Here is a 20,667-nt window from a genome sequence, read left to right on the forward strand (position 1 = left end):
CTCGCGCGCCACGTCCACGGGAGGAAAAGATGACCGCGAATCTCACGATTCCGCACACCGACTTCGAGCAGTCGCAGAACAGCCCCCACAGCATCGAGCTGGTCGGCGTCCGCAAGTCGTTCGGCTCCGGCAACATCCTCGATGGCATCGATCTCACGTTCGTCCACAACGCCATCACCACCGTCCTCGGTCCGTCCGGCACCGGCAAGAGCGTGCTGCTCAAGCACATCGTCGGCCTGCTCGAGCCCGACGCCGGCGAGGTACGCGTCTTCGGCAGCGACATCTGGGGCGTCTCCGAGCACGAGCGCTACGAGCTGCGCAAGCGGTTCGGCGTGCTCTTCCAGGACGGTGCGCTCTTCGGGTCGATGAACATCTACGACAACATCGCGTTCCCGCTGCGCAAGCACACCGACCTCTCCGAGGCCGAGATCCGAGACACGGTGATGTTCCACCTCAGCGAGGTCGGCCTCGAGGCGGCCGTGGACAAGGCGCCCAACGAGATCTCCGGCGGCATGCGCAAGCGTGCCGGGTTCGCGCGAGCGCTGGTGATGCGGCCTGACGTGGTGCTCTTCGACGAGCCCGACTCGGGTCTGGACCCGGTCCGCACGAAGCTGCTCGGGCGTCTGATCCAGAAGGTCCACCGCCAGCACGGCGGCACCTACATCGTGATCACGCACGACATCCCGACCGCCCAGGAGGTCAGTGACCACGTAGCCGTGCTGTGGAAGGGGCAGATCGTCCACGCCGGCACCGCCGAGGAGACCTTCGCCTCCGACGATCCGTTCGTGCGTCAGTTCCTTGCCGGGGCCGCCGACGGCCCGCTCGGGATGGATTGAGGAGCCACGATGAACGCGATCCGTCAACGAGCCGGTGCCAAGGGCGTCATCGCCCTGGTGATCGTCGGCTCCCTCCTCACCTGGGGCCTCGTCAAGTTCACCTCCGGGCCCGACTACAACCTGACGCTGCTGATGCCCTCGGCCGGTACGACCTTCGAGGACGCCGGTGTCATGATCAAGGGCCAGCGGGTCGGGAAGGTCACCTCGGTCGGCGTCCGCGATGGGCAGGCCGAGGTCGAGGTCGCCATCGAGGACGAGTACGCCCCGCTCCGCGCCGGCACGACCGCCCGGATCAAGTGGGCGTCCGTGCTCGGCACCCGGATGATCGAGCTCGTCCCCGGGGCGAGGACCAACCCGGAGATGCCCTCAGGGCACCTGGTCACCGGCAACGCCGAGGCCGTCGACATCGACGAGCTGCTCGCCACCCTCGACGCGCCCACCCGCAAGCAGCTGCAGACCCTCGTCGCCCAGCTCAACAAGACGCTCGCCGGCAACCAGCCGGACCTGCGGAAGACCCTGGCCGACGCCGGGCCGACGGTGAAGGCGATCGCCGATCTGCTCAGCGCGATCGCCCAGGACGGGCCGGCGCTGAAGAAGATCATCAAGGAGCTGCACGGCGTGACCTCCAACGTCTCGGCCAATGACGCCGAGCTGGCGGCCAGCATCAACAACCTCAACACGCTCACGGCCCAGATCGCGGCGCGCCAGGCCGAGCTCTCCCAGAGCATCGAGAAGCTGCCCGAGACGATCGACTCGGCCACCACGGCGCTGGAGGCGGTCCCCGAGCCGGTCGACTCCACCCGGAAGGTGCTCCGCACCCTGCGGCCGTCGACCGACCGGCTTCCGGCGATCGCCAAGCAGGCCAATCCGGTCCTTGCCGACGTACGCCCCGCTCTGGCCATGTTGCCCGGCACCCTCGCGGATGCCCAGGAGCTGCTGCAGTACACGCCGGGCCTGGTCAACGACGCCAACGCCATCCTGCCGACCGCGACCAGCGCGCTGGAGCAGGCCGGCCCGATGGTCTCCTACCTGCGGCCGTACACGCCAGAGCTCGTCGGCTGGCTCAGCAACTGGAACGGCGTCTTCGGCAGCCGGGACGCCTCCGGCCACTACGCCCGCGCGCTGATCACCGCCTCGGCGAGCAGCTTCGACCAGAACCCCGGCGTCATGCCGCCGGGCATGAAACAGGACGCGCGGCCGCTGCCGGGCTCGATCGCCGGCCAGCCGTGGACCGATGCAGAAGGGGACGGGATCAACTGATGATCCTCTCGAAAGTCACCGTCATCTCCGCCACCGTCGTGGTCGGGGCAGCGACGGCAGTCACCGGCACCAACTTGATGGGAAGCTCCGCGAGCCGGTCCGAGCTGGTGGGCTACTTCGAGGATGCCAGCCCGCTCGAGGTCGGCAACGAGGTCCGCACCTCCGGTGTCCAGGTCGGCAAGGTCAAGTCGATCAAGCTCGAGAAGGGCGTCGCCCGGGTCACCCTCGATCTCGACGAGGACGTGCTCCCGGTCCACGAGGACGCGAAGCTGCTGATCCAGCCGATCAACGCCCTCGGCGAGAACTACGTCTCCATCGAGCCGGGCAAGGAGTCCTCGCCCTATCTGAGGAACAACACGGTCCCGCTGAAGCAGACCGACTCGGCCGTCAACCTCCAAGACGTCTTGGACACGCTCGACGACCCGACCTCGACCGCGCTCGCGGCGCTGGTCAGCACGCTGGGCGAGGGCACCATGAACGGCGGCGGCCAGAAGATGGCCGATGCTCTCAAGGCGCTCGCACCGTTGATGAAGGACCTCGACCAGGTCGGCGCCATCCTGCGGAGCCAGAACGAGGTGCTCAACGACCTGATCGCCAAGGCGGACCCGGTCGCCGCATCGCTCACCGGCGAGAACGGGAAGCAGCTCGACCTGCTGATCTCGCGTGCGCGACAGACGCTGGACGCCCTGGCCGATGAGCAGGCGGCGCTCGAGGCGACCATCGCCGAGCTGCCGGCCACGCTGAAGGAGGCCCAGCGCACGCTGACCTCTCTCGAGACCGTCTCCGAGACGGTCACCCCCACCCTGAAGAAGGCCCGCCCGGTCACCCGCGACCTGGCCGAGATCGCCGACGAGATCAACCGGTTCTCGCCCTACGCCGACCCGGCCTTCAACTCCTTCGGGCCGCTCTTCGCCGAGCTCGACGCGCTGCTGAAGCGGATCAAGCCGATCACCGAGGACCTGCGCGCCTCCGGCGACAACCTGCGTACGACCGCCTCGGAGCTGCGGCCCGTGGGTGACGAGCTCCTGGACGAGCACCTGGGTGACCTGATGTCGTTCGTCACCAAGTGGGCGCTGAGCACCAACTCCCGCGACGGGCTGAGCCACTACTTCCGCGGACTGGTCCACGTCACGCCTGAGGCGCTCAACTCGCTCGTCGGCGCCGAGGTGCTGCCGAACATCGGCACCGTCGGCGGGGAGAAGCCCTCGAAGGGCGCCGACAAGACCGAGGAAGCGCTCCCGGACCTCACCGGCCCTCTGACCGAGGCAACCGATCCCAACAGCGCGACCGGACTCACGTCCTCGCAGGAGCAGAACCTCCTCGACCAGCTCATCGGAGGCCACTCATGAGCGCACGACTGCACCGACAAGACGCCCGGCGACTCCTGATCGGGATCGTCGCGATCGCCGCCGGCGGCGTGATCGCCTACGTCGGCACCCTGGTCCAAGGCGGCGGTGCGTTGCCCTTGAAGGACCACACCGAGGTGTCTGCGTACTTCGACGACGTCGGCACTCTGAAACCCCAGCAGAACGTCACCCAGAACGGCATCCGCATCGGCGTCGTCACGAACATCTCCTACGAGAACGACCAGGCGCTGGTGAGGATGCGCCTGGACGGCGACCGAGAGCTGTACGCCGACGCGACCGCCGCGGTCGGCAACGCCTCCGTCCTCGGCCGCAAGTTCGTCTCCCTCGATCCCGGCACGGCGAGCTCCGGCCTGCTCGGAGGGAAGCCGATCGCGGCCGAGAAGACCACGAGGTCGGCCGACCTGAACACGGTGCTCTCCGCGCTGCCGCCCAAGGCTCGCGAGGGCTTGCAGGTCGGGCTGCGCGAGGTCGGCGGTGGGGTCTCGGGCCACCAGAAGGACCTCTACAGCGCCCTTCAGGTCGCGCCCGGCATGCTGGACGACGCCACGCTCGTGCTCGACACGGCATCCGACCCGAAGACCGACCTGGACGGCCTGCTCGTCACCGGCGACCGGCTGGTCTCCCACATCCACGGGCACGAGCGCCAGATCCAGACGCTCGTGACCACCACCAACACGACCCTCGGCGCCGTCAACACCGACGACACCGAGCCGCTTCGCCGGACCGTGGCCGACGCGCCTGAGACGCTGGTGACGACCCGCCAGGGTCTGGCCGAGATCAACCCGGCCCTCGACGACACGGCGAATGCGGTCACCGAGCTGCGCCCCGGCGTCGACGACCTGGTCGAGTCGGTGCCGAACCTGCGCGACTTCCTGGTGGAGGCGCCTCCGGTCGCGGTCACCGTGAAGAAGTTCGCCGAAGGGTCCGCGGAGCCGGTCGGGACGCTGGTGCCCGCCGTCACCAAGGCGGAGCCGACCGTCGGGCGCGCCCGCGAGACGCTCGGCAGGACCGCACCGACGCTGGAGGTGCTCAGCCCGTACGCCCCCGACGCCGGCACGCTCTTCTGCGAGCACGACCTGCTCAGCGGCAACTACGGACCGGACAAGCACTACTTCAGCGCGATGCTCGTCTTCCCGGGCGTCTACGTCGCCAGCCAGCCCGACCCGCTCGCGAACGTCGATCCGTACTCCGGTCCGGGCAAGGCGTTCTCCCACGGCCTGAAGTACGGAAAGGGGAAGTGCTGATGTCTGTGTTGACTCGTCGGGCGGTGGTGCTCATCGTCGTCCTGGTCGCCGTCCTCACGGCGCTGGCGTTCAAGACCCAGCTGTCGCTGCTGCTCCGGTCGGGCGACACCATCCACGCGACCTTCGACCAGAACTACGGCCTGGTCTCCGGCAAGACGAAGGTGAAGGTCGCCGGGCTTCAGGTCGGTGTCGTCTCGGACGTACGTCAGGACGCCGACGGCACCACCCACGTCGACATGAAGATCGACGACGGCGTCAAGGAGCGGCTCGGCGCGAAGCCCAGCGCCCGGGTGGAGCCGTTGACCGTCCTCGGTGGCCAGTACGCCCTCAACCTGGTGCCGGGCGGATCGGGGGAGTACTCCGAGGAGACGATCCCGAAGAGCCGCACCCATGTTCCCGTCGAGCTCGACGCGATCCTCGCCGCGCTGCCGACGGAGACCAGGAAGGACCTGCAAGGGACCATCAAGGAAGCCGGTGCGACCCTGTCGAACAAGAACCAGAAGTCCATCCGGTCGTTCACCCGTCAGGCGCCGCAGGTCCTCGACCCCTCCACGAAGCTGCTGACCTCCGTCCAGGGTTCCCGGCCGCAGCGCGACCTGCCCGAGCTGATCGGCAACGTGGAGAGTCTCGCGGCCACCCTCAACGAGCAGGACGCCGCGCTGGCGCGCAGCCTGGTGAACCTGAACATCACGACGACCACGCTGGCCGACCACAGCGACGACCTCTCCGCGACCGTCGCCGGCCTGCCCACGGCCCTGGACGAGACGAAGGCCGCCACCGACCAGCTCACCCCGACGCTGCGTCAGCTCGATCGGACCGCGGTCGGCCTGCAGCCCACCGCTGAGGAGGTCGGCCCGCTGGTCAGGACCCTCGAGCCGATGCTCGCCGACACCAGGCCGGTCGCGGCCAAGCTCCCCGGGCTGCTCGAGGACGCCCAGCCGCTGGTCCAGGACCTGGTGCCGACGGCGAGGACCACCAAGCCGATCCTGACGGACATCAAGGGCCCAGTGATCGACCGCGTCAACGGCCCCGTCCTGGAGTCGCTGGGGAGCACCTACCGCGGGACCGGCCCGTTCAAGGACACCGGCGGTGGCGTCCAGGCGGACAACAAGTTCTATCAGGAGCTCGCCTACATGGTGACCAACCTCGACCGGGCCTCGATGACCCAGGACGCGCAGGGCAGCCTGCTCAACTTCCAGGCCGGTGTCAGCGCCGGCAGCGTCGCGCCGCTCAACCTCGACGACGCCCTCGCCCAGCTGATCCCGCAGCTGAAAGGTGAAAACTGATGGTAAGCCTCAGCACCCTCGCCGACCGGATCCGGAACACCCCCGGGCTCAAGCGTGACACGATCGCGGTGGCCATCGCGCTCGTGGCCGGCCTCGCCGCGACCGTCTACGTTCTCGGCAACCAGCACATCCGGCTGCCGTGGCAGGACCGCCAGTCGGTCGCCATCGAGTTCACCGCGGCCCCCGGCGTGCGTCCCGAGGCGGTGCAGGAGGTCCGGATCGCCGGTGTGCCGGTCGGCCGGATCACCGCGGCCGACCCGACCGACTCCGGCACCGCCCAGGTCACCGTGGAGTTCGAGAAGGAGCAGCGGATCTACCGCAACGCCACCGCGATCCTCCGCACCAAGGCCCCACTCAACGTCATGTACATCGAGCTCGACCCGGGCGGCCCGCCCGCCGATCTGCTCGAGGACGGGGGTGCGCTCCCGGTCGCGCAGACCAAGCGGGCCGTCCAGCCGTACGAGGTCCTGGACAAGCTCGACGCGCGCACCCGGGCGGCGCTGACCTCGCTGATCGACCAGACGCAGATCGGCCTGAAGGACGCGCCGACCACGCTCCCGGCGGGACTGGACGCGACCACCGCGACCATGAAGCAGTGGGAGCCGGTCATCAACGCCCTCAACGAGCGGCGTACGAACATCTCCCAGCTGGTCACCTCGCTCACGACCATCTCGGAGGCCGTCGGCCACGACAGGCAACGGCTCACCGAGCTGACGACCTCGATGGACAGGACCCTGAGCGCCGTCGCGAAGCGTGACAAGCAGCTCTCCGAGTCGCTGGACACCCTGCCCGGGTTCACCGAGCAGCTCTCCGGGTCGATGGGCGAGGTCAACGATCTCACCGGTCAGCTGGACCCGACCCTGAAGGATCTCGACAAGGCCTCCGACACGCTGCCCGAGGCGGTCGAGAACCTCGACGGCACCGTCGGCTCGGTCCACAACTTCATCAACGGAGCCGCCCCCGTCGTCGACCGTGCCGGTCCGGTGGTCGACGACCTGCGTCCCTTCGTCGCTGACGCCAACCCGGCGCTGGCCGACCTGAAGCCGGTCGTCGGCTACCTGCCCCAGGCCACCAAGGAGCTGGTGCCGTGGATGGACGACCTGGCCGCCTTCACCTACCAGACCTCGTCCTCGTTCAGCCTCTACGACGCCAACGGCGGCATGGGCCGCGCCAACCTCCACGTCGACCTGACCAACCCCACCGGCGGACTCGCCGACGAGGGCATCGACCAGGGCAAGAAGGGAGACACCCCATGAGTGTCACGCTGCGCACGATCCCGACCACCCGCTCCCGGTTTCGGCCGCGTACGTCGGTCGTGGTGATCCTGGCCATCGCGCTGCTGTGCGTGCTCGGGTTCGGCTACCTGTGGAAGGGTGCCGGCGGGACGCTCCCGGGCGGCGACCGCGCCTACCAGGTCTCCTTCGAGTCGGCGGACCTGAAGAACCTCCAGGAGGCCGGTGAGGTTCGCGTCGCCGGAGTCATCGTCGGCCGGGTCGCCTCGACCGAGGTCGAGGGCCGCACCGCACGCGTCGTGCTGGATCTCGACGACGAGGTGGCGCCGCTGCACGAGGGCGCGACCGTCCGCGTGGGCGTCAAGTCCGTCATCGGCCAGTCCTTCGTGGACGTCAAGGACGGCACCGGCGAGGAGATCCCGGACGGGACCACCCTGTCGCCGGAGTCGGTCCAGGCCGCCACCGACATCGACGAGGTCGTGCGTACGTTCACGCCGCAGACCCGCAAGCAGCTCGCCGCGGCCCTCACCGACCTCGGCACGACGACCGACGGCACCCAGCAGAGCATCACCCAGGTGATGGAGGGGCTGGGTCAGATCGGCGGCACCGGCTACACCGCGGTCGACGCTCTGGCCGCGCAGAACGACGATCTGCAGTCGCTGGTGCAGGAGACGAACGCGATCCTCGCCGCCGCCGACACCAACCGCGGGGCGATCGTCTCGGTGATCGACAACACCCAGCGGATCACCCAGGCGACCGCCGGGCAGCAGGAGGCGCTGGCAGCGACGATGCAGCGCCTGCCCGGACTGATGAGCAGCGCGCGGGTGGCGACCGGATCCCTCGGTGAGCTCTCCGGCGACCTCAGCCCGGTCGTACGCTCTCTGGACCAGGCGGCGCCCGACCTCAACGCGGCGCTGGTGAACCTGCCCTCGGTCACCGCCAGCCTCGAGGCGCTGCTTCCCTACATGAACGGTGCGCTGAAGATCGCGCCGGAGACCGTCAACCAGCTGCCGGCGCTCTCGCGCAACCTGATCGCGATCACGCCCTACCTCGACCTGCTGCTGCGCAACATCAACCCGATGCTGACCTACATCGAGCCGTACGCGAACGACATCGGCTCCTTCTTCGGCAACTTCGGCGGCGCGTTCGACATCCCGCTCGAGAACGGGGTCGCGCCGGCGCGGCTGGCGACGATCTTCAACGAGTACTCGGTGCGCGGCAACCCGCTGAACCTGCAGACGATCAACCCGTTGCACTGGAACAACCCCTACCCGGCTCCGGGGCAGGCGGACGAGCCGGCACCGTTCAGGGGCAAGGCTCCGCGGGTCGAGGAGGACAAGTGACCTGGAGGTCCGCGCTGCTGGTGCTCCTCGTCCTCGTGGCGGTGGGATTGGGGATCTCGCGCGTGGAGGTCGACACCAAGGTCGACTCCTTCGTCCCCGCCGGGGACAGCGCCGACCGGCAGTTGCGGGCCTATCAGGAGACGTTCGGCGGCGACGCCGTCGTCGTGGAGATGAAGGGCACCACCCAGCTCGGGCTGGTCCTGGACCCGACCGAGCTGGTGCGCCTGATCCGCCTCGAGGGGTCGCTGTCGGGCCTGCCGAACGTGCACAGCGTCTACGGGCCCGGCACGGTGCTCAACCAGACCGCGGGTTCGGTCAAGGGGATGCTGGCCCAGGTCGCCGGCGCGCGTGACCAGATCCGCAACGTCGCCGAGGCCAAGGCTCGGCGCCAGCACAAGAGCAAGGCCGAGATCACCGCGGCCGGCGACGCCGCGCTCGCCCCCTTCGACCGCCGCTACGGCAAGCTTCTCGCCGAGGCGCTGCTGGTCGGCCTCCCGACAGTCCAGAACCAGAAGTTCGTCGCCTCGGTGCTGATGGACCGTGCCGGCAACCCCCGCCCGGAGTGGCGGTTCCTGGTGCCCAGCGCCAAGTCGGCCACCCTGCTCGTCCGGCCCGAGCCCGGCCTGGACCAGGAGCAGACCCGGCGCCTGGTGGCGGAGATCCGCAAGGCCGTACGCGGCTCCGGGCTGAGCATCGAGCGGCCGGTCGTCTCGGGCGTGCCCGTCGTCGTCTCCGGTGTCGCCGACCGCGCTCACACGGAGATCCTCCGGCTCGGCGCGGTGGCGCTCGGCGCGGTCGCGCTGGTGCTCGTCTGCGCGGGCTGGAGCCGGCGGCGCAGGCACAGCCTGCTGCCGCTCGGCTGCGCGCTGCTCGGGACCGCGACCACCGTCGCGGTCTTCGGCCTGCTCGGGGTGCCGCTCTCGCTCGGTGCCGCCGCGTTCCTGCCGGTGCTGCTCGGCGTGGGCAGCGACTTCCCGCTCTACCTGCTGCAGGCCGAGCGGCTGCGCGGCGTGCTCGTCACGGCGGGCGCGGCGGCCGCGGCCTTCGCCAGCCTCGCGCTGACCCCACTGCCCTTCGTGCGCGAGTTCGGTCTCGCTCTCGCCCTGGGCCTGGTGCTGACCGTGGGCTGGGCCCTGGTGCTGCGCCTGATGATCGGACGGGTCGAGCCGCGAGCCGCGGCGAGCAGGACGCGCCGCGCGCTGAGTCTGTCGCCCAAGGTGGCCAAGGGCAGCATGGTCGTGCTCGCAGCGGCCGCGATCGCGGGCTGGGTGATGCTGCCGGGGATGCGGATCCAGTCCAGCCCCGAAGAGCTCGCCCAAGGCGTACCCGAGCTGGCCGACGCGGCCCGCATCGAGCAGACGCTGGGCTTCTCCGGCGAGCTCGACATCGTGCTGCGTGGCAAGAACGTCGCCTCGCCCGAGGCGATCGCCTGGTCGCAGCAGGCCCAAAGCCTCGTCGTGCGCGAGCACGCCGACCAGATGCGGCCGCTGCTGACGTACAGCCAGCTGCTCGCCTTCCTCGGGGGCAGCGCCACCGCGGCCCAGGTCCGCGCGGGAACCGAGGTCGTCCCGGACTATCTCGCCGACGCCGTGCTGTCCCGCAACCACCAGGCCGCGGTCGCCACCTACGGCATCACGCTCGACGACGTGCGCGCCCAGCGCCGGCTCATCGAGTCGCTGCGCCGGGAGCTGCCGGAGCCACCGAAGGGCTACCGCGTCGAGATCGTCGGCCTGCCCGTGCTCGCCGCCGACGGCCTGAGCGCGATGGAGGATGCCCGCTACACCGTCAACGCGGTCGGCATCCTCGTCGCCGCGCTCCTGGTCGGGCTCGGGCTGCGCTCGTGGCGTGCCGGCGTACGCGTCCTGGCCACCGCCCTGCTCGCCGCCGGCTGGCTCTTCGCCGCCGTCCGGCTCGTCGGCATCGACCTGAGCCCGCTCACCCTCGCCATCGGGGCGCTGGTGACGGTCACGTCGTGCGAGTTCGTCACCATGCTCGGAGAGCGAAGACTGCTGGCCTCGTCGGGCCGGACGGTCCTGACCGCGGCGATCGCCGGCGCGGTCGGCTATCTCGCCCTCGGGCTCTCTGGCCTCACCGTGCTCCGCGACTTCGGGCTGCTGCTCGCGGCCGGCGTCATCAGCTCGTACGCCGCCGCCCATCTGGTTGCCCGCCTGCTCGGCACGACGGAGCACCAGGCTCCGGAGCCTGAGTCCGGCGAACACCCACCCACACGAGAACTCCAGGAGGTCAGCGCATGACCAAGCTCGCCATCAAACCTCTCCACCTACGCTCGATGGTCCCGATCTGGTGGCCTCGGCTGCTCGCCGCCGTGGTGGCGGTTGCGGTCGTCGGCGCGGGCGCGTTCCTCGTCGTGCAACGCGCCAACGCGCTTCCCTCCGACGCCGTGATGCAGGTCGGCGACCGGACGGTGAAGATCTCCGAGCTCGACAAGCGGATCAAGGTGCTCGGCGGGCTCTACAACGTCAAGCAGCCCACGGAGGGGGCGAAGAAGGCCTCCTTCCGTCGCGACGCCGCCAAGTCGATGGCTGTCAGCCTCATCCTCGAGCGGGCCGCGAAGAAGAAGGACATCACGGTCACCCGCACCCAGGCGCAGCAGCAGCTGGACAAGGTGATCGAGTCGCAGATGCTTGGCGACCAGAGGACGTACGAACAGTTCCTCGCCACCGCCGGGGTCACCGAGACCGAGGTCCTCGCCGAGATCACCCGCGTCATCGCGACCAGCCGGCTCTACTCCGAGATCACCTCGAGCGTCCCCGAGGTCACCCAGGCCGAGGTCCAGAGCTACTACGCGGACCACAAGGCCGAGATGGTCACCCCGGAGCAGCGCTCGATCAGCAACATCGTGGTCGCAACCGAGGCCGAGGCCGAGCAGGTGCTCGCCGAGCTCGGCAAGGGCACGGCGTTCGCGACGCTCGCCAGGACCACCTCCCGCGACTCCAGCACCGCGGCCAAGGGTGGCAGCCTCGGCGCCGTTCAGGCCTCCCAGCTCGAGGACACCTACGCCAAGAGCGCCTTCGCGGCTCCGCGTGGCAAGGCCTTCGGCCCCGTACAGACCAGCAACGGCTGGAACGTCGGCCTGGTCACCGAGATCACCGAGCCGATCCCGGTCAGCCTCGACCAGGCCGCCCAGACCCTGACCCAGACACTGACGACCCAGGCTCAGACCAAGGCATGGAACACGTGGCTGGGCCGCCAGATCAAGGCTGCCGAGGTCGAGTACGCCGACGACTACCGTCCCAAGGACCCGGACGCTCCGCCCAGCACCCCGGCCGGCTGAGCTCAGGGGACGAAGACGACCTCGCGGGCCAGCAGGTCCGCGAGGCCGTCCTCGTCGAGCCCCAGCAGGTCCCGGCAGATCGACTCGGTGTCGGCCCCCGCCAGCGGGGCCGGCCCGAGGGTCGGCACCTCGAGCCGCTCGTACGCCGCCGTCGGGTCCTCCGCCGGCAGCGTCTGCTCCAGGAGCGGGTGGCTCAAGGTCGTGTAGGTCCGGCGATGGATCAGCTGGGGGTCCTCGCGCAGCTCGGGCAGCCGGAGCATCGGTGCGGCCGGCAGCCCGCGCCCCTGAAGCTGCTCGCTGATCTCGGCCGGCGAGCGTACGGCGGTCCAGGCGCCGACCGCGTCGGCGAGTTCCCGATCACCTGCCTCCACGGCGTCGCGGAGCGTCTCGACCTCGCCGGGGGTGCGCGCGTCGATCACGCACCACTCGTCGTCGCCCGCGCAGGCGAAGACACCGCCGAAGACCTCCCGTCCGCGGTTGCCGACAGCCGAGACCGACCCCGGTCGCAGGCTCTCCAGCAGCGCCAGGTCGGCGAGCTGGTGGAGGACGACGTCGGACTGGGCCATCCGCAGGTGACGCCCGCGTCCGTCGCGGCTGCGCGCGAGCAGAGCGGCGGCCACGGAGAGAGCGCCGAGGCGGGCGGCGACATGGTCCGGGAAGACCGTGACGCCGTCCCAGGACGCGGTGTCGCCGGCGGCGTACTTCCACAGGCTGGTCACCCCGCAGGCCGCGCGTACCAGCGGGCCGTAGCCGAGGCGCTGGGCCCACGGCCCGTCGGCACTGAAGGCCGAGCTCTCCAGGACGACGATGCCCGGGTTGGCGGCGGCCAGGGCCGTGAATCCGATCCCGAGCGAGTCGAGCGTGCCCGGCTTGAAGTTGGAGAGCACCACGTCGCTGTGCCGGGCCAGGTCGAGGAAGAGCCGTCGTCCTTCGTCGGTGCGCAGGTCCAGCCCGAGGCTGCGCTTGCCGCGGTTCCCCCACGCGAACGAGGCGTTCATCGCCTCGCCGTGCCGGGTCTGGCGCAGCCCGTCTGGGTAGGTGCGGCTCTCGACCTTGATCACGTCGGCGCCGAGATCGGCGAAGGCGCGTCCCGCCTCGGCGCCGAAGACGATGACGCCGAGGTCGAGGACGCGGAGACCGGCGAACGGAGCATCGTCCGCGTCCGGGCTCAGGTGGACCCGCTCTTCGCGAGGCGTCCACGCGTCGGCTGTGGCGACCTGCGTCGGCAGGTCCGGACTTGGCGTGCGCAGGCCGAGCAGGTGTCCGTCGGCGGTGAGGTAGCCGATCGGTAGGTTCGCGGTCAGGCCGGGAGCCACCTCCGTGCTCGAGACGGTCCCGGCCTTGGTGAAGTGGTCCGCGGCGAGCGCCTCCCCGAGGGAGAGCACCTGGGCGAGCGGGATCCCGCGCGTGGCCGCCTCATCGACCAGGTCGGCCGCGGTTCGGTCGGCGAAGAGCGCCTCGATGAGCGGCTCGAGCCGGTCGGAGGCGGCGACACGAGCGGTGATCGAGTCGTAGCTGGGGTCGGCGAACTCGGCTGGCTCGCCCAGCCAGCCGAACATGCCCCGCCACTGGCGCTTGGACAGCAGGCACAGGCGTACGAAGCCGTCCGCGCAGCGGTAGATCGGATAGGAGTCGGCCGGCGGACGTCCACGCCGGAACTTCCCCGAGCGCCCGGCAGCGGCCGATCCTTGCACCCCGAACGCCGGGTCGAGCCCGGTCGCCACGGCCTCGTGATGGGACAGGTCGATGGTCTGTCCCAGGCCGGTTCGCGTCCGCTGGGTGTGGGCGACGATCGCCAGCCAGGCGGCCTGAGCGGTGGCCGTCGCGGTCGCGAGCTGCGCGGGCGGAACCAGCGGTGCCGCGCCCGGTCTGCCGGAGCGCGACATCGCGCCCCCGAGGGCGAGCAGCGTACGGCCGGTCGCCTGCCAGTCGCGTCGCGGACCGGTGAGCCCGAACGGTGAGGAGATCACCGCGACCAGGCCTGGACTGGCCGCGCGCAGCGCCGCCAGACCGATGGCATCGGCCGTGGCGGGGGAGAGGAAGACGATGTCCGCCTCCGCGACCAGCGCGTGAGCATCCGCCCGGCCCTCGGCGGTGGCGAGGTCGGCGACCAGCGCCGACTTGTTGGCGTTGCGGACGCTGTAGGGCAGCGAGCGGCCGTCCACGACGGGTTCGTCGGTCCGGGTCCGGGCACCTTCCGGGGGTTCCAGCTTCAGCGTCTCGGCGCCGAGATCCGCCAAGAGGCGGGCGGCGCCCTCTCCGACGGCGTCTCCCAGATCGGCGACGCGGACTCCGGTCAAGAGCAGTTCAGCAGCCATGTTGTTTCCTCCTGGTTTCAGATTAACCTAATGCCGTACGGTTTATCTGCCAATGTCAGGAGCTTTGAGATGACTGCTGGTCCCGTGGTCGACTACCAGGTCGAGGGAAGGGTGGCGACCATCGCTCTCGACCGCCGTGCGCAGGGCAACGCCATGACGCTGCGCCTGTGCGGCGAGCTGGTCGACGCGATCGACCGGGCCGAGGCCGACGACGAGGTCGCGGTGGTCGTGCTGACCGGGAGGGGCCGCAACTTCTGCGTCGGCGCCGACCTCGACGAGGGGTTTCATCACGGCGACCGTGACCCCTCGCCCGAGCATGCGGCCTTCGTGGAGCGCTTCGGTGCTCTGGGCGGCGTGCCCCGCGATGCGGGCGGCGTGGTCACCCTTCGGATGGCTGCGATGCTCAAGCCGGTCGTGGCAGCGGTCAACGGCGCCGCTGTCGGCGGTGGTGCCTCGATGATCCTGCCCGCCGACATCCGGGTGGTGGCGGAGTCGACCCGGGTGGGCTTCGTCTACACCCGGCGCGGGATGCTCATCGAGTCCGCAGCAAGCTGGTTCCTGCCGCGACTCGTGGGCACTGCCCGTGCCACCGAGTGGGTCCTCACTGGCCGCCTGCTGTCCGCCGGCGAGGTGGTCGCCGGCGGGCTGGCCGGCCGTGTCGTTCCCGACGCCGACCTCCTCGACGCCGCGTACACCATCGCCACCGAGATCGCCGAGCGAGCCTCGACCGTCGGGGTCTCGCTGTCGAAGCAGCTGATGTGGAGCATGTGGGCGGCGCCGAGCCCGTGGGAGGCTCACCGGATCGAGTCGCGCGGCGTCTACGAGCTGCCCGGCCTCGGCGATGTCGGTGAAGGGGTCGCGGCCTTCCTGGAGAAACGCGACCCGGCCTTCCCACTCCGGGTGCCCCGCGACTATCCCGAGTACGGTCCGCGCTGGCCCGGCTCGGGATCGGCTCAGTAGGAGGTGAGGCCGCCGTCGACGGTGAGTGTCGTGCCGGTGACGTACGTCGAGGCCGGGCTGATCAGGAAGAGCAGTGCCGCGTCGAGCTCGTGCTGCTCCCCGAAGCGGCCGAGCATGCTCTGCTCGGCGACCATCTCGCGGAGAAGCTCACCCTCGCCGGCGGTCATCTCGGAGTCGAAGTAGCCCGGGCACAGCGCGTTGACCCGGATCCGGCGGCGCGCTGACCACTCCCCGGCGAGGTTGCGGGTCAGGCCGATGACGCCGGCCTTGCTGGCGGCGTAGGCGGCCTGCGGGTAGCGCGGCGCCACCTGGCCGAGCACGCTGGCAACGTTGACGATGGAGCCGCCGTGCTCCATCCGCGCGGCGCAGGCCCGGGCCATCCAGAACGTCCCGTTGAGGTTGACATCGATCAAGCGGCGGAAGCCCGCGGGTGTCTCCTTCAGGGAGGAGACCGCGGACCCGAGGCCGGCGTTGTTGACCAGTCCGTCGATGCCGCCGAACGCCGAGATCGCCGCCTCGGCGACCTGCTCGCAGTCGTCGGGATCGGCGACGTCGGCGACCGCGATCGCCGGCTCCGGACCGATCTCGCGCAGCTCGTCGGCGAGGGTCTTGAGCCGGTCCTCGCGCCGGGCGGCGGCGACGACGTTCGCTCCTGCGTGGGCGAGGGCACGGGCGAAACCGGCACCCAGGCCGCTGCTCGCGCCGGTCACGACGACGGTGCGCCCGTCCATGCGGAAAAGGTCGAGCGGGTTCATGGCCACCTCCGGGGGAATCTGTGCGTTGTGGTTCACAAACCTAACATGATTAGATAAAGTGACGCATCGGAAGAGAGGTGAGACGGATGACCGAGGAGTGCAGGCGAGTCCGGGTCGTCGAGCGACAGGACCTGGCCGACGGGGTCGTCGGCCTGGTGCTGGAGCCGCTCACCGGCGAGCTTCCGTCATGGGATCCGGGCTCGCACGTCGACGTCCTTCCTGATGGCGGTGAGATCCGGCAGTACAGCCTGTGCGGCGAGCCCGGTGACCGCACCCGTTACCGCGTCGCGGTGCTGCGGGTCGAGGACGGTCGCGGCGGTTCGGTCCGCATCCACGACAAGCTTGTGCAGGGAGACGAGCTCGACCTCCGTGGCCCACGCAACCACTTCCGCCTCGAGCCGGCCGAGCGCCACATCTTCATCGCGGGCGGCATCGGCATCACGCCGATCCTGCCGATGATCGCTGCTGCGACGGCCGCCGGCTCCGACTGGAGCCTGGTCTACGGCGGCCGCTCGCGTGGATCGATGGCGTTCCTCGATGAGTTGGAGGCGTACGGGGATCGGGTCGACCTGTGGCCCCAGGACGAACGCGGGCTGCTCGACCTGCCCGCGATCCTCGGCGAGCCGGTCGGCGGCCGGCGCGTCTACTGCTGTGGCCCGGAGCCGCTGCTGGCGGCGGTCGAGCAGGAGATGCGTACGCGGCCGGGGGAGACCCTGCACACCGAACGCTTCGCGCCGAAGGAGCCGGTCGGGACCGGTGGGGCCGCGTTCGAGGTCGAGGTCTCCTCGACTGGTGCGCGGGTCGAGGTCGCCGAGGACGAGAGCATCATCGACGCTCTTGCCGGTATCGGGATCGAGGTCGACTTCTCCTGTCGCGAGGGCACCTGTGGGACCTGCGAGACCGGGGTCCTCGGCGGGGTTCCCGACCATCGCGACTCCGTGCTCAGTGACGACGAGCGGGCTGCCAACGACTGCATGATGATCTGCGTCGGCCGCTGCCGCACGGGCCCGCTCATTCTTGACCTCTGAATCGCTCTCGGGGCATTGACAGTGACGCACGTCACGGGTTACAAATCTGTTATCTACAACCAATAGGTTTATTGAAGGAGATGCCATGAGCGCAACCATCGGTTCGGCTCTTGCCTGGTGGGCGCGGACACAGCCGCACGCACCAGCCTTCGTCTTCGAGGACGAGACGCTCGACTACGCGACCGTCGAGCACTGGTCGAGCCGGTTCGCGCTCCGCCTCCAGGCCGACGGTGTCCGACCCGGTGACCGGGTGGGGCTGATGGCCCCGAACGACGTCCCGTGGCCGGTCGCGGCGTTCGGGATCCTGAAGGCCGGCGCCGTCTTGGTGCCGCTCAACAGCCGGTTCACCGCCACCGAGCTGCGCAAGGTGCTCGACGACGCCGGCGCGACCGCCGTGGTGACCGACGACTCGCTCGTCGGCACCGCGACCGAGGCCGGCGCGAGCGGGTCCCCGGTGGCGGTGGTCCCCTACGCCGACCTGACCGCGCTGCGCGACGGAGATGCCGAGACCTTCCGCATCGACCGTGGTGAGGAGGACCCGATCTCCGTCATCTTCACCAGCGGGTCCACGGGCCGGTCCAAGGGTGTCGTGCTGACCAACCGGACGCTGCTCAACATCGTCTTCGAGGCCAGTCTCGTCGAGGAGGGTTTCCACCGCGGCTCGATCGCGCTCCTGGTGCTGCCGCTGGCGTTCACGCCGGGGCTGGTGTGGGGGATGCTGATGTCGACCGTGCTCGGCGGCAAGCTCGTGATCGAGAAGCAGCTGGTGCCCTCGCGGGCGGTCCAGCTCATCGAGGAGCACCGTGTCGAGGCCATCTTCGGCGTTCCGCTCATCTACCAGGCGATCGCCGGGGCCCCGGAGTTCGCCGACGCCGACCTGTCCTCGCTCTCGACCGCCGTCGTCGGCGGCGCGGCCGTGCCAGGCACCCTTCTGGAGGCGTGGGCGAAGAAGGACGTCGCGCTACGCCAGATCTACGGGATGACCGAGGCCGGCGGCATCGCGACCTCGACCCCGGTCAGCGAGTTCCGCGACCACCCCGACAGCTGCGGCGCCGGGCACATCTTCACCGAGGTCGCCGTGATGACCGCCGACGGCGAGTTCGCCGCTCCCGGCGAGACCGGTGAGCTGGTGATCAAGGGGCCGGGCGTCACCCCCGGATACTGGGAGTCGCCGGAGATCAACGCGCAGGTCTTCCGGGACGGCTGGTTGCACTCCGGCGACCTCGGCGTCTGCGACGAGGATGGTCGGATCAGGTTCGTCGACCGCCTCAAGGACCTGATCATCACCGGCGGGATCAACGTCTCGCCGGTCGAGCTGGAGCAGGTCCTGGCCGCGATCCCCGGGGTCGGTGAGGTCGCCGTGATCGCGGCCACCGACCCGAAGTTCGGCGAGACGCCGGCCGCGATCATCCAGGCCTCCGGTGACCTCACCGAGGAGGACGTGATCCGGGAGGCGTCCAAGGTGCTGGCCGACTTCAAGGTGCCCCGCTACGTGGTGCTCCGTGACGAGCCGCTGCCGCGGCTGCCCAGCGGAAAGATCAGCAAGACCGACATCCGCACGGAGTACGCCGACCTGGTCGAGCAGTACCAGAAGGTCCGCTGACCCGTCCGCCGCCAGCCCGCCCATGCACGACGTATGACGAGAAGGAAGCCATCCATGAGCACAGCCCCGGTCGAAGCCGACAACCAGATCGTCACGCTGGAGCGCAGAGGCCACGTCGCTGTGGCGACCATCCGTCGGGCGGAGGCGATGAACGCGGTCAACTCGGCGGTCTCGGTCGGCCTCGGCGCGGCTCTGGCCGAGGCCGACGCGGACGAGGACGTACGCGTGCTCGTGGTCACCGGAACCGGGCGGGCGTTCTGTGCCGGCGCGGACCTCAAGGCGCTCTCGCGGGACGAGCGGGTCGACGACCCCGACCATCCGGAGTGGGGCTTCGCCGGCTACGTACGTCATTACGTCTCGATCCCGACGATCGCGGCGGTCAACGGGTTCGCGCTGGGTGGGGGCACCGAGATCGTTCTCGCCTCCGATCTCGCCGTGATCGACGAGGGGGCCAAGCTCGGTCTGCCGGAGGTCAAGCGTGGCCTGATGGCGGCGGCCGGCGGGGTCATCCGTACCCAGCGGCAGGTGCCGCTCAAGCACGCCCTCGAGATCGCGCTCACCGGTGAACCGGTGAGCGCGGAGCGGGCCGTCGAGCTCGGCCTGGCCAACCGGGTCGCGCCCGCCGGCACCGCTCTCGAGGTCGCCCTGGAGCTCGCCGACCGCATCGCCGCGAACGCGCCGCTGTCGGTCGCCGCGACCAAGGAGGCCGTCCACCGCACTCTCGCGGCCGGCTCCGACTGGGACCGGGGGCCCTGGGAGATCAATGACCGAGCGATGGCCCGGATCATGCGCTCGGAGGACTTCAGGGAAGGCACTCGGGCATTCGCGGAGAGACGCAATCCCGAGTGGAAGGGCCGCTGACATGGCCGACGTCGAGCTGGTCGACGGGATCCGCCGGCTCGTCATCGTGGGCGCGTCCCTGGGGGCCGCGCGTGTGGTGGAGGAGGCCCGCCGGATCGGCTTCGCCGGCGAGATCACCGTGATCGGCGAGGAACCGCACGGACCATACGACAGGCCGCCGCTCACCAAGGAGTTCCTGGCGGGGGAGGAGGACCCGGCGCCGTTCTGGCACCTGCCCGACCCCGACTCGCAGGACGTGAAGCTCTTCACCGGCACGAAGGCGATCTCGCTGGACTCGCGCAACCGGCGGGTCCGCACCGACAAGTGGGATATCGACTACGACGCGCTGGTGATCGCCGTCGGTGCCCAGCCGCGACCGCTCGAGGTCGACGGTGCCGAGCTCGACGGGGTCACCACGCTGCGTACGCTGGACCAGGCGCGAGCCATCCGAGCCGCGCTCGAGCCCGGCGCACGTGTCGTGGTGGTCGGGGCCGGGTTCATCGGCGGCGAGGTCGCTTCCAGCGCCCGCGCCCGTGGCGCCGAGGTGACGCTGGTCGAGGCCCGGGAGCTTCCGCTGGTCGACGCGGTCGGCTCGCTCGTCGCCGAGCGTCTCGCCTATCTGCACCGGCAGTACGACGTCGAGCTCCTCACCCACACCAAGGTGCGCCGGATCCGTGGCCAGGGCCGGGCGGAGAAGGTGTCCCTCAGTGACGGCACCACGGTGCCGGCCGACCTGGTGATCGTGGGCATCGGCGTCGAGCCCGCAACCGCATGGCTGCGCGGCTCGGGGGTGGCGATCAGTGACGGCGTGGCCTGCTCTCCCTACCTGGAGAGCACGGTTCCCGGGGTCTATGCCGTGGGCGACGTCGCCCGCTGGGTCAACCCGTGGAACGGGCGGTCGACCAGGATGGAGCACTGGACATCTACCGGCGAGCAGGCCGAGTTCGTGGTCCGTAACGCGCTGACCACCGACCGCCGCCCGTGCAGCATCACTCCGTACTTCTGGTCGGAGTGGTACGGACACAAGCTCCAGCTCCTGGGTGAGCCGGCCGATCAGGTCGAGCTCATCGGCCACGGTGGCGCCACCGACCCGTTCCTCGCCCAGTACCGCTACGACGGCCAGCTGGTCGGCGCCTTCGGTTTCGACCGCACCGGGCCGCTCATGAAGCTGCGCACCGCTGTCGCCGACCGGCTCTCATGGCAGTCGATGCTGCGCCGCCCCGAGGGCACCGCTCGGACCTGACCCGCTGCGCCAGACCGGCCGGCGGCGTACAGTCATCACTCGTAATATCTAAAATCA

General features: G+C 70.2%; 16 protein-coding genes. 14 read left to right on the forward strand and 2 right to left on the reverse strand.

The window, feature by feature from the left end:
- Window positions 1-29: 29 nt before the first annotated feature.
- The 9 genes from ACW14X_RS21795 to ACW14X_RS21835 are packed head-to-tail and all read left to right on the forward strand — an operon-like array spanning window position 30 to window position 11,863.
- Complete coding sequence (locus tag ACW14X_RS21795; protein ID WP_457163258.1) at window positions 30-836, forward strand: ABC transporter ATP-binding protein; 807 nt, start codon at window positions 30-32, stop codon at window positions 834-836.
- Between the two features lie 9 nt (window positions 837-845).
- Window positions 846-2,096, forward strand: coding sequence for an MlaD family protein (locus tag ACW14X_RS21800; RefSeq protein ID WP_457163259.1), 1,251 nt, complete (start codon window positions 846-848; stop codon window positions 2,094-2,096).
- Window positions 2,096-3,445, forward strand: coding sequence for an MlaD family protein (locus tag ACW14X_RS21805; RefSeq protein ID WP_457163260.1), 1,350 nt, complete (start codon window positions 2,096-2,098; stop codon window positions 3,443-3,445). The genes ACW14X_RS21800 and ACW14X_RS21805 overlap by 1 nt, the downstream gene beginning before the upstream one ends.
- The gene (locus ACW14X_RS21810) at window positions 3,442-4,707 is read left to right on the forward strand and encodes an MlaD family protein (protein WP_457163261.1); all 1,266 of its coding nucleotides are present in this window, start codon (window positions 3,442-3,444) and stop codon (window positions 4,705-4,707) included. The genes ACW14X_RS21805 and ACW14X_RS21810 overlap by 4 nt, the downstream gene beginning before the upstream one ends.
- Window positions 4,707-5,993 (forward strand): MlaD family protein, encoded by a 1,287-nt coding sequence (locus ACW14X_RS21815; protein WP_457163262.1) that lies wholly within the window; start codon window positions 4,707-4,709, stop codon window positions 5,991-5,993. The genes ACW14X_RS21810 and ACW14X_RS21815 overlap by 1 nt, the downstream gene beginning before the upstream one ends.
- The gene (locus tag ACW14X_RS21820; protein WP_457163263.1) at window positions 5,993-7,249 is read left to right on the forward strand and encodes an MlaD family protein; all 1,257 of its coding nucleotides are present in this window, start codon (window positions 5,993-5,995) and stop codon (window positions 7,247-7,249) included. Before ACW14X_RS21815 ends, ACW14X_RS21820 begins: the two co-directional genes overlap by 1 nt.
- Complete coding sequence (locus ACW14X_RS21825; RefSeq protein WP_457163264.1) at window positions 7,246-8,568, forward strand: MlaD family protein; 1,323 nt, start codon at window positions 7,246-7,248, stop codon at window positions 8,566-8,568. Before ACW14X_RS21820 ends, ACW14X_RS21825 begins: the two co-directional genes overlap by 4 nt.
- On the forward strand, window positions 8,565-10,823 hold the full coding sequence (locus tag ACW14X_RS21830; protein ID WP_457163265.1) for an MMPL family transporter: 2,259 nt from the start codon (window positions 8,565-8,567) through the stop codon (window positions 10,821-10,823). The genes ACW14X_RS21825 and ACW14X_RS21830 overlap by 4 nt, the downstream gene beginning before the upstream one ends.
- Window positions 10,820-11,863 carry a peptidyl-prolyl cis-trans isomerase gene (locus ACW14X_RS21835; RefSeq protein WP_457163266.1) on the forward strand — a complete coding sequence of 348 codons (1,044 nt, stop codon included), beginning with the start codon at window positions 10,820-10,822 and terminating at the stop codon, window positions 11,861-11,863. The genes ACW14X_RS21830 and ACW14X_RS21835 overlap by 4 nt, the downstream gene beginning before the upstream one ends.
- Window positions 11,864-11,865: 2 nt before the next feature.
- Here the strand turns inward: ACW14X_RS21835 and ACW14X_RS21840 are convergent, their stop codons facing one another.
- Complete coding sequence (locus tag ACW14X_RS21840) at window positions 11,866-14,181, reverse strand: CoA transferase (protein WP_457163267.1); 2,316 nt, start codon at window positions 14,179-14,181, stop codon at window positions 11,866-11,868.
- A gap of 69 nt (window positions 14,182-14,250) precedes the next feature.
- Here ACW14X_RS21840 and ACW14X_RS21845 point away from each other — a divergent pair, with 69 nt between their 5' ends.
- A complete protein-coding gene (locus ACW14X_RS21845) occupies window positions 14,251-15,141 on the forward strand; it encodes an enoyl-CoA hydratase-related protein (protein ID WP_457163268.1) in 891 nt (296 codons plus the stop codon).
- Here ACW14X_RS21845 and ACW14X_RS21850 read toward each other — a convergent pair.
- Window positions 15,135-15,896 (reverse strand): SDR family NAD(P)-dependent oxidoreductase, encoded by a 762-nt coding sequence (locus ACW14X_RS21850; RefSeq protein ID WP_457163269.1) that lies wholly within the window; start codon window positions 15,894-15,896, stop codon window positions 15,135-15,137. The genes ACW14X_RS21845 and ACW14X_RS21850 overlap by 7 nt on opposite strands.
- Before the next feature lie 86 nt (window positions 15,897-15,982).
- On the opposite strand from ACW14X_RS21850, the gene ACW14X_RS21855 reads away from it, so the two are divergent.
- The 4 genes from ACW14X_RS21855 to ACW14X_RS21870 all read left to right on the forward strand — a co-directional run bounded on the left by ACW14X_RS21855 (window position 15,983) and on the right by ACW14X_RS21870 (window position 20,610).
- Window positions 15,983-16,924 carry a PDR/VanB family oxidoreductase gene (locus ACW14X_RS21855; protein ID WP_457163270.1) on the forward strand — a complete coding sequence of 314 codons (942 nt, stop codon included), beginning with the start codon at window positions 15,983-15,985 and terminating at the stop codon, window positions 16,922-16,924.
- A gap of 85 nt (window positions 16,925-17,009) precedes the next feature.
- Complete coding sequence (locus tag ACW14X_RS21860; RefSeq protein WP_457163271.1) at window positions 17,010-18,527, forward strand: class I adenylate-forming enzyme family protein; 1,518 nt, start codon at window positions 17,010-17,012, stop codon at window positions 18,525-18,527.
- 54 nt (window positions 18,528-18,581) lie between these two features.
- Entirely contained in the window at window positions 18,582-19,388 is an 807-nt protein-coding gene (locus ACW14X_RS21865; protein WP_457163272.1) for an enoyl-CoA hydratase-related protein, read from the forward strand.
- Window position 19,389: 1 nt separating this feature from the next.
- The gene (locus tag ACW14X_RS21870) at window positions 19,390-20,610 is read left to right on the forward strand and encodes an NAD(P)/FAD-dependent oxidoreductase (RefSeq protein WP_457163273.1); all 1,221 of its coding nucleotides are present in this window, start codon (window positions 19,390-19,392) and stop codon (window positions 20,608-20,610) included.
- Window positions 20,611-20,667 lie beyond the last annotated feature (57 nt).

This window comes from Nocardioides sp. YJ-D4, from assembly GCF_054031495.1.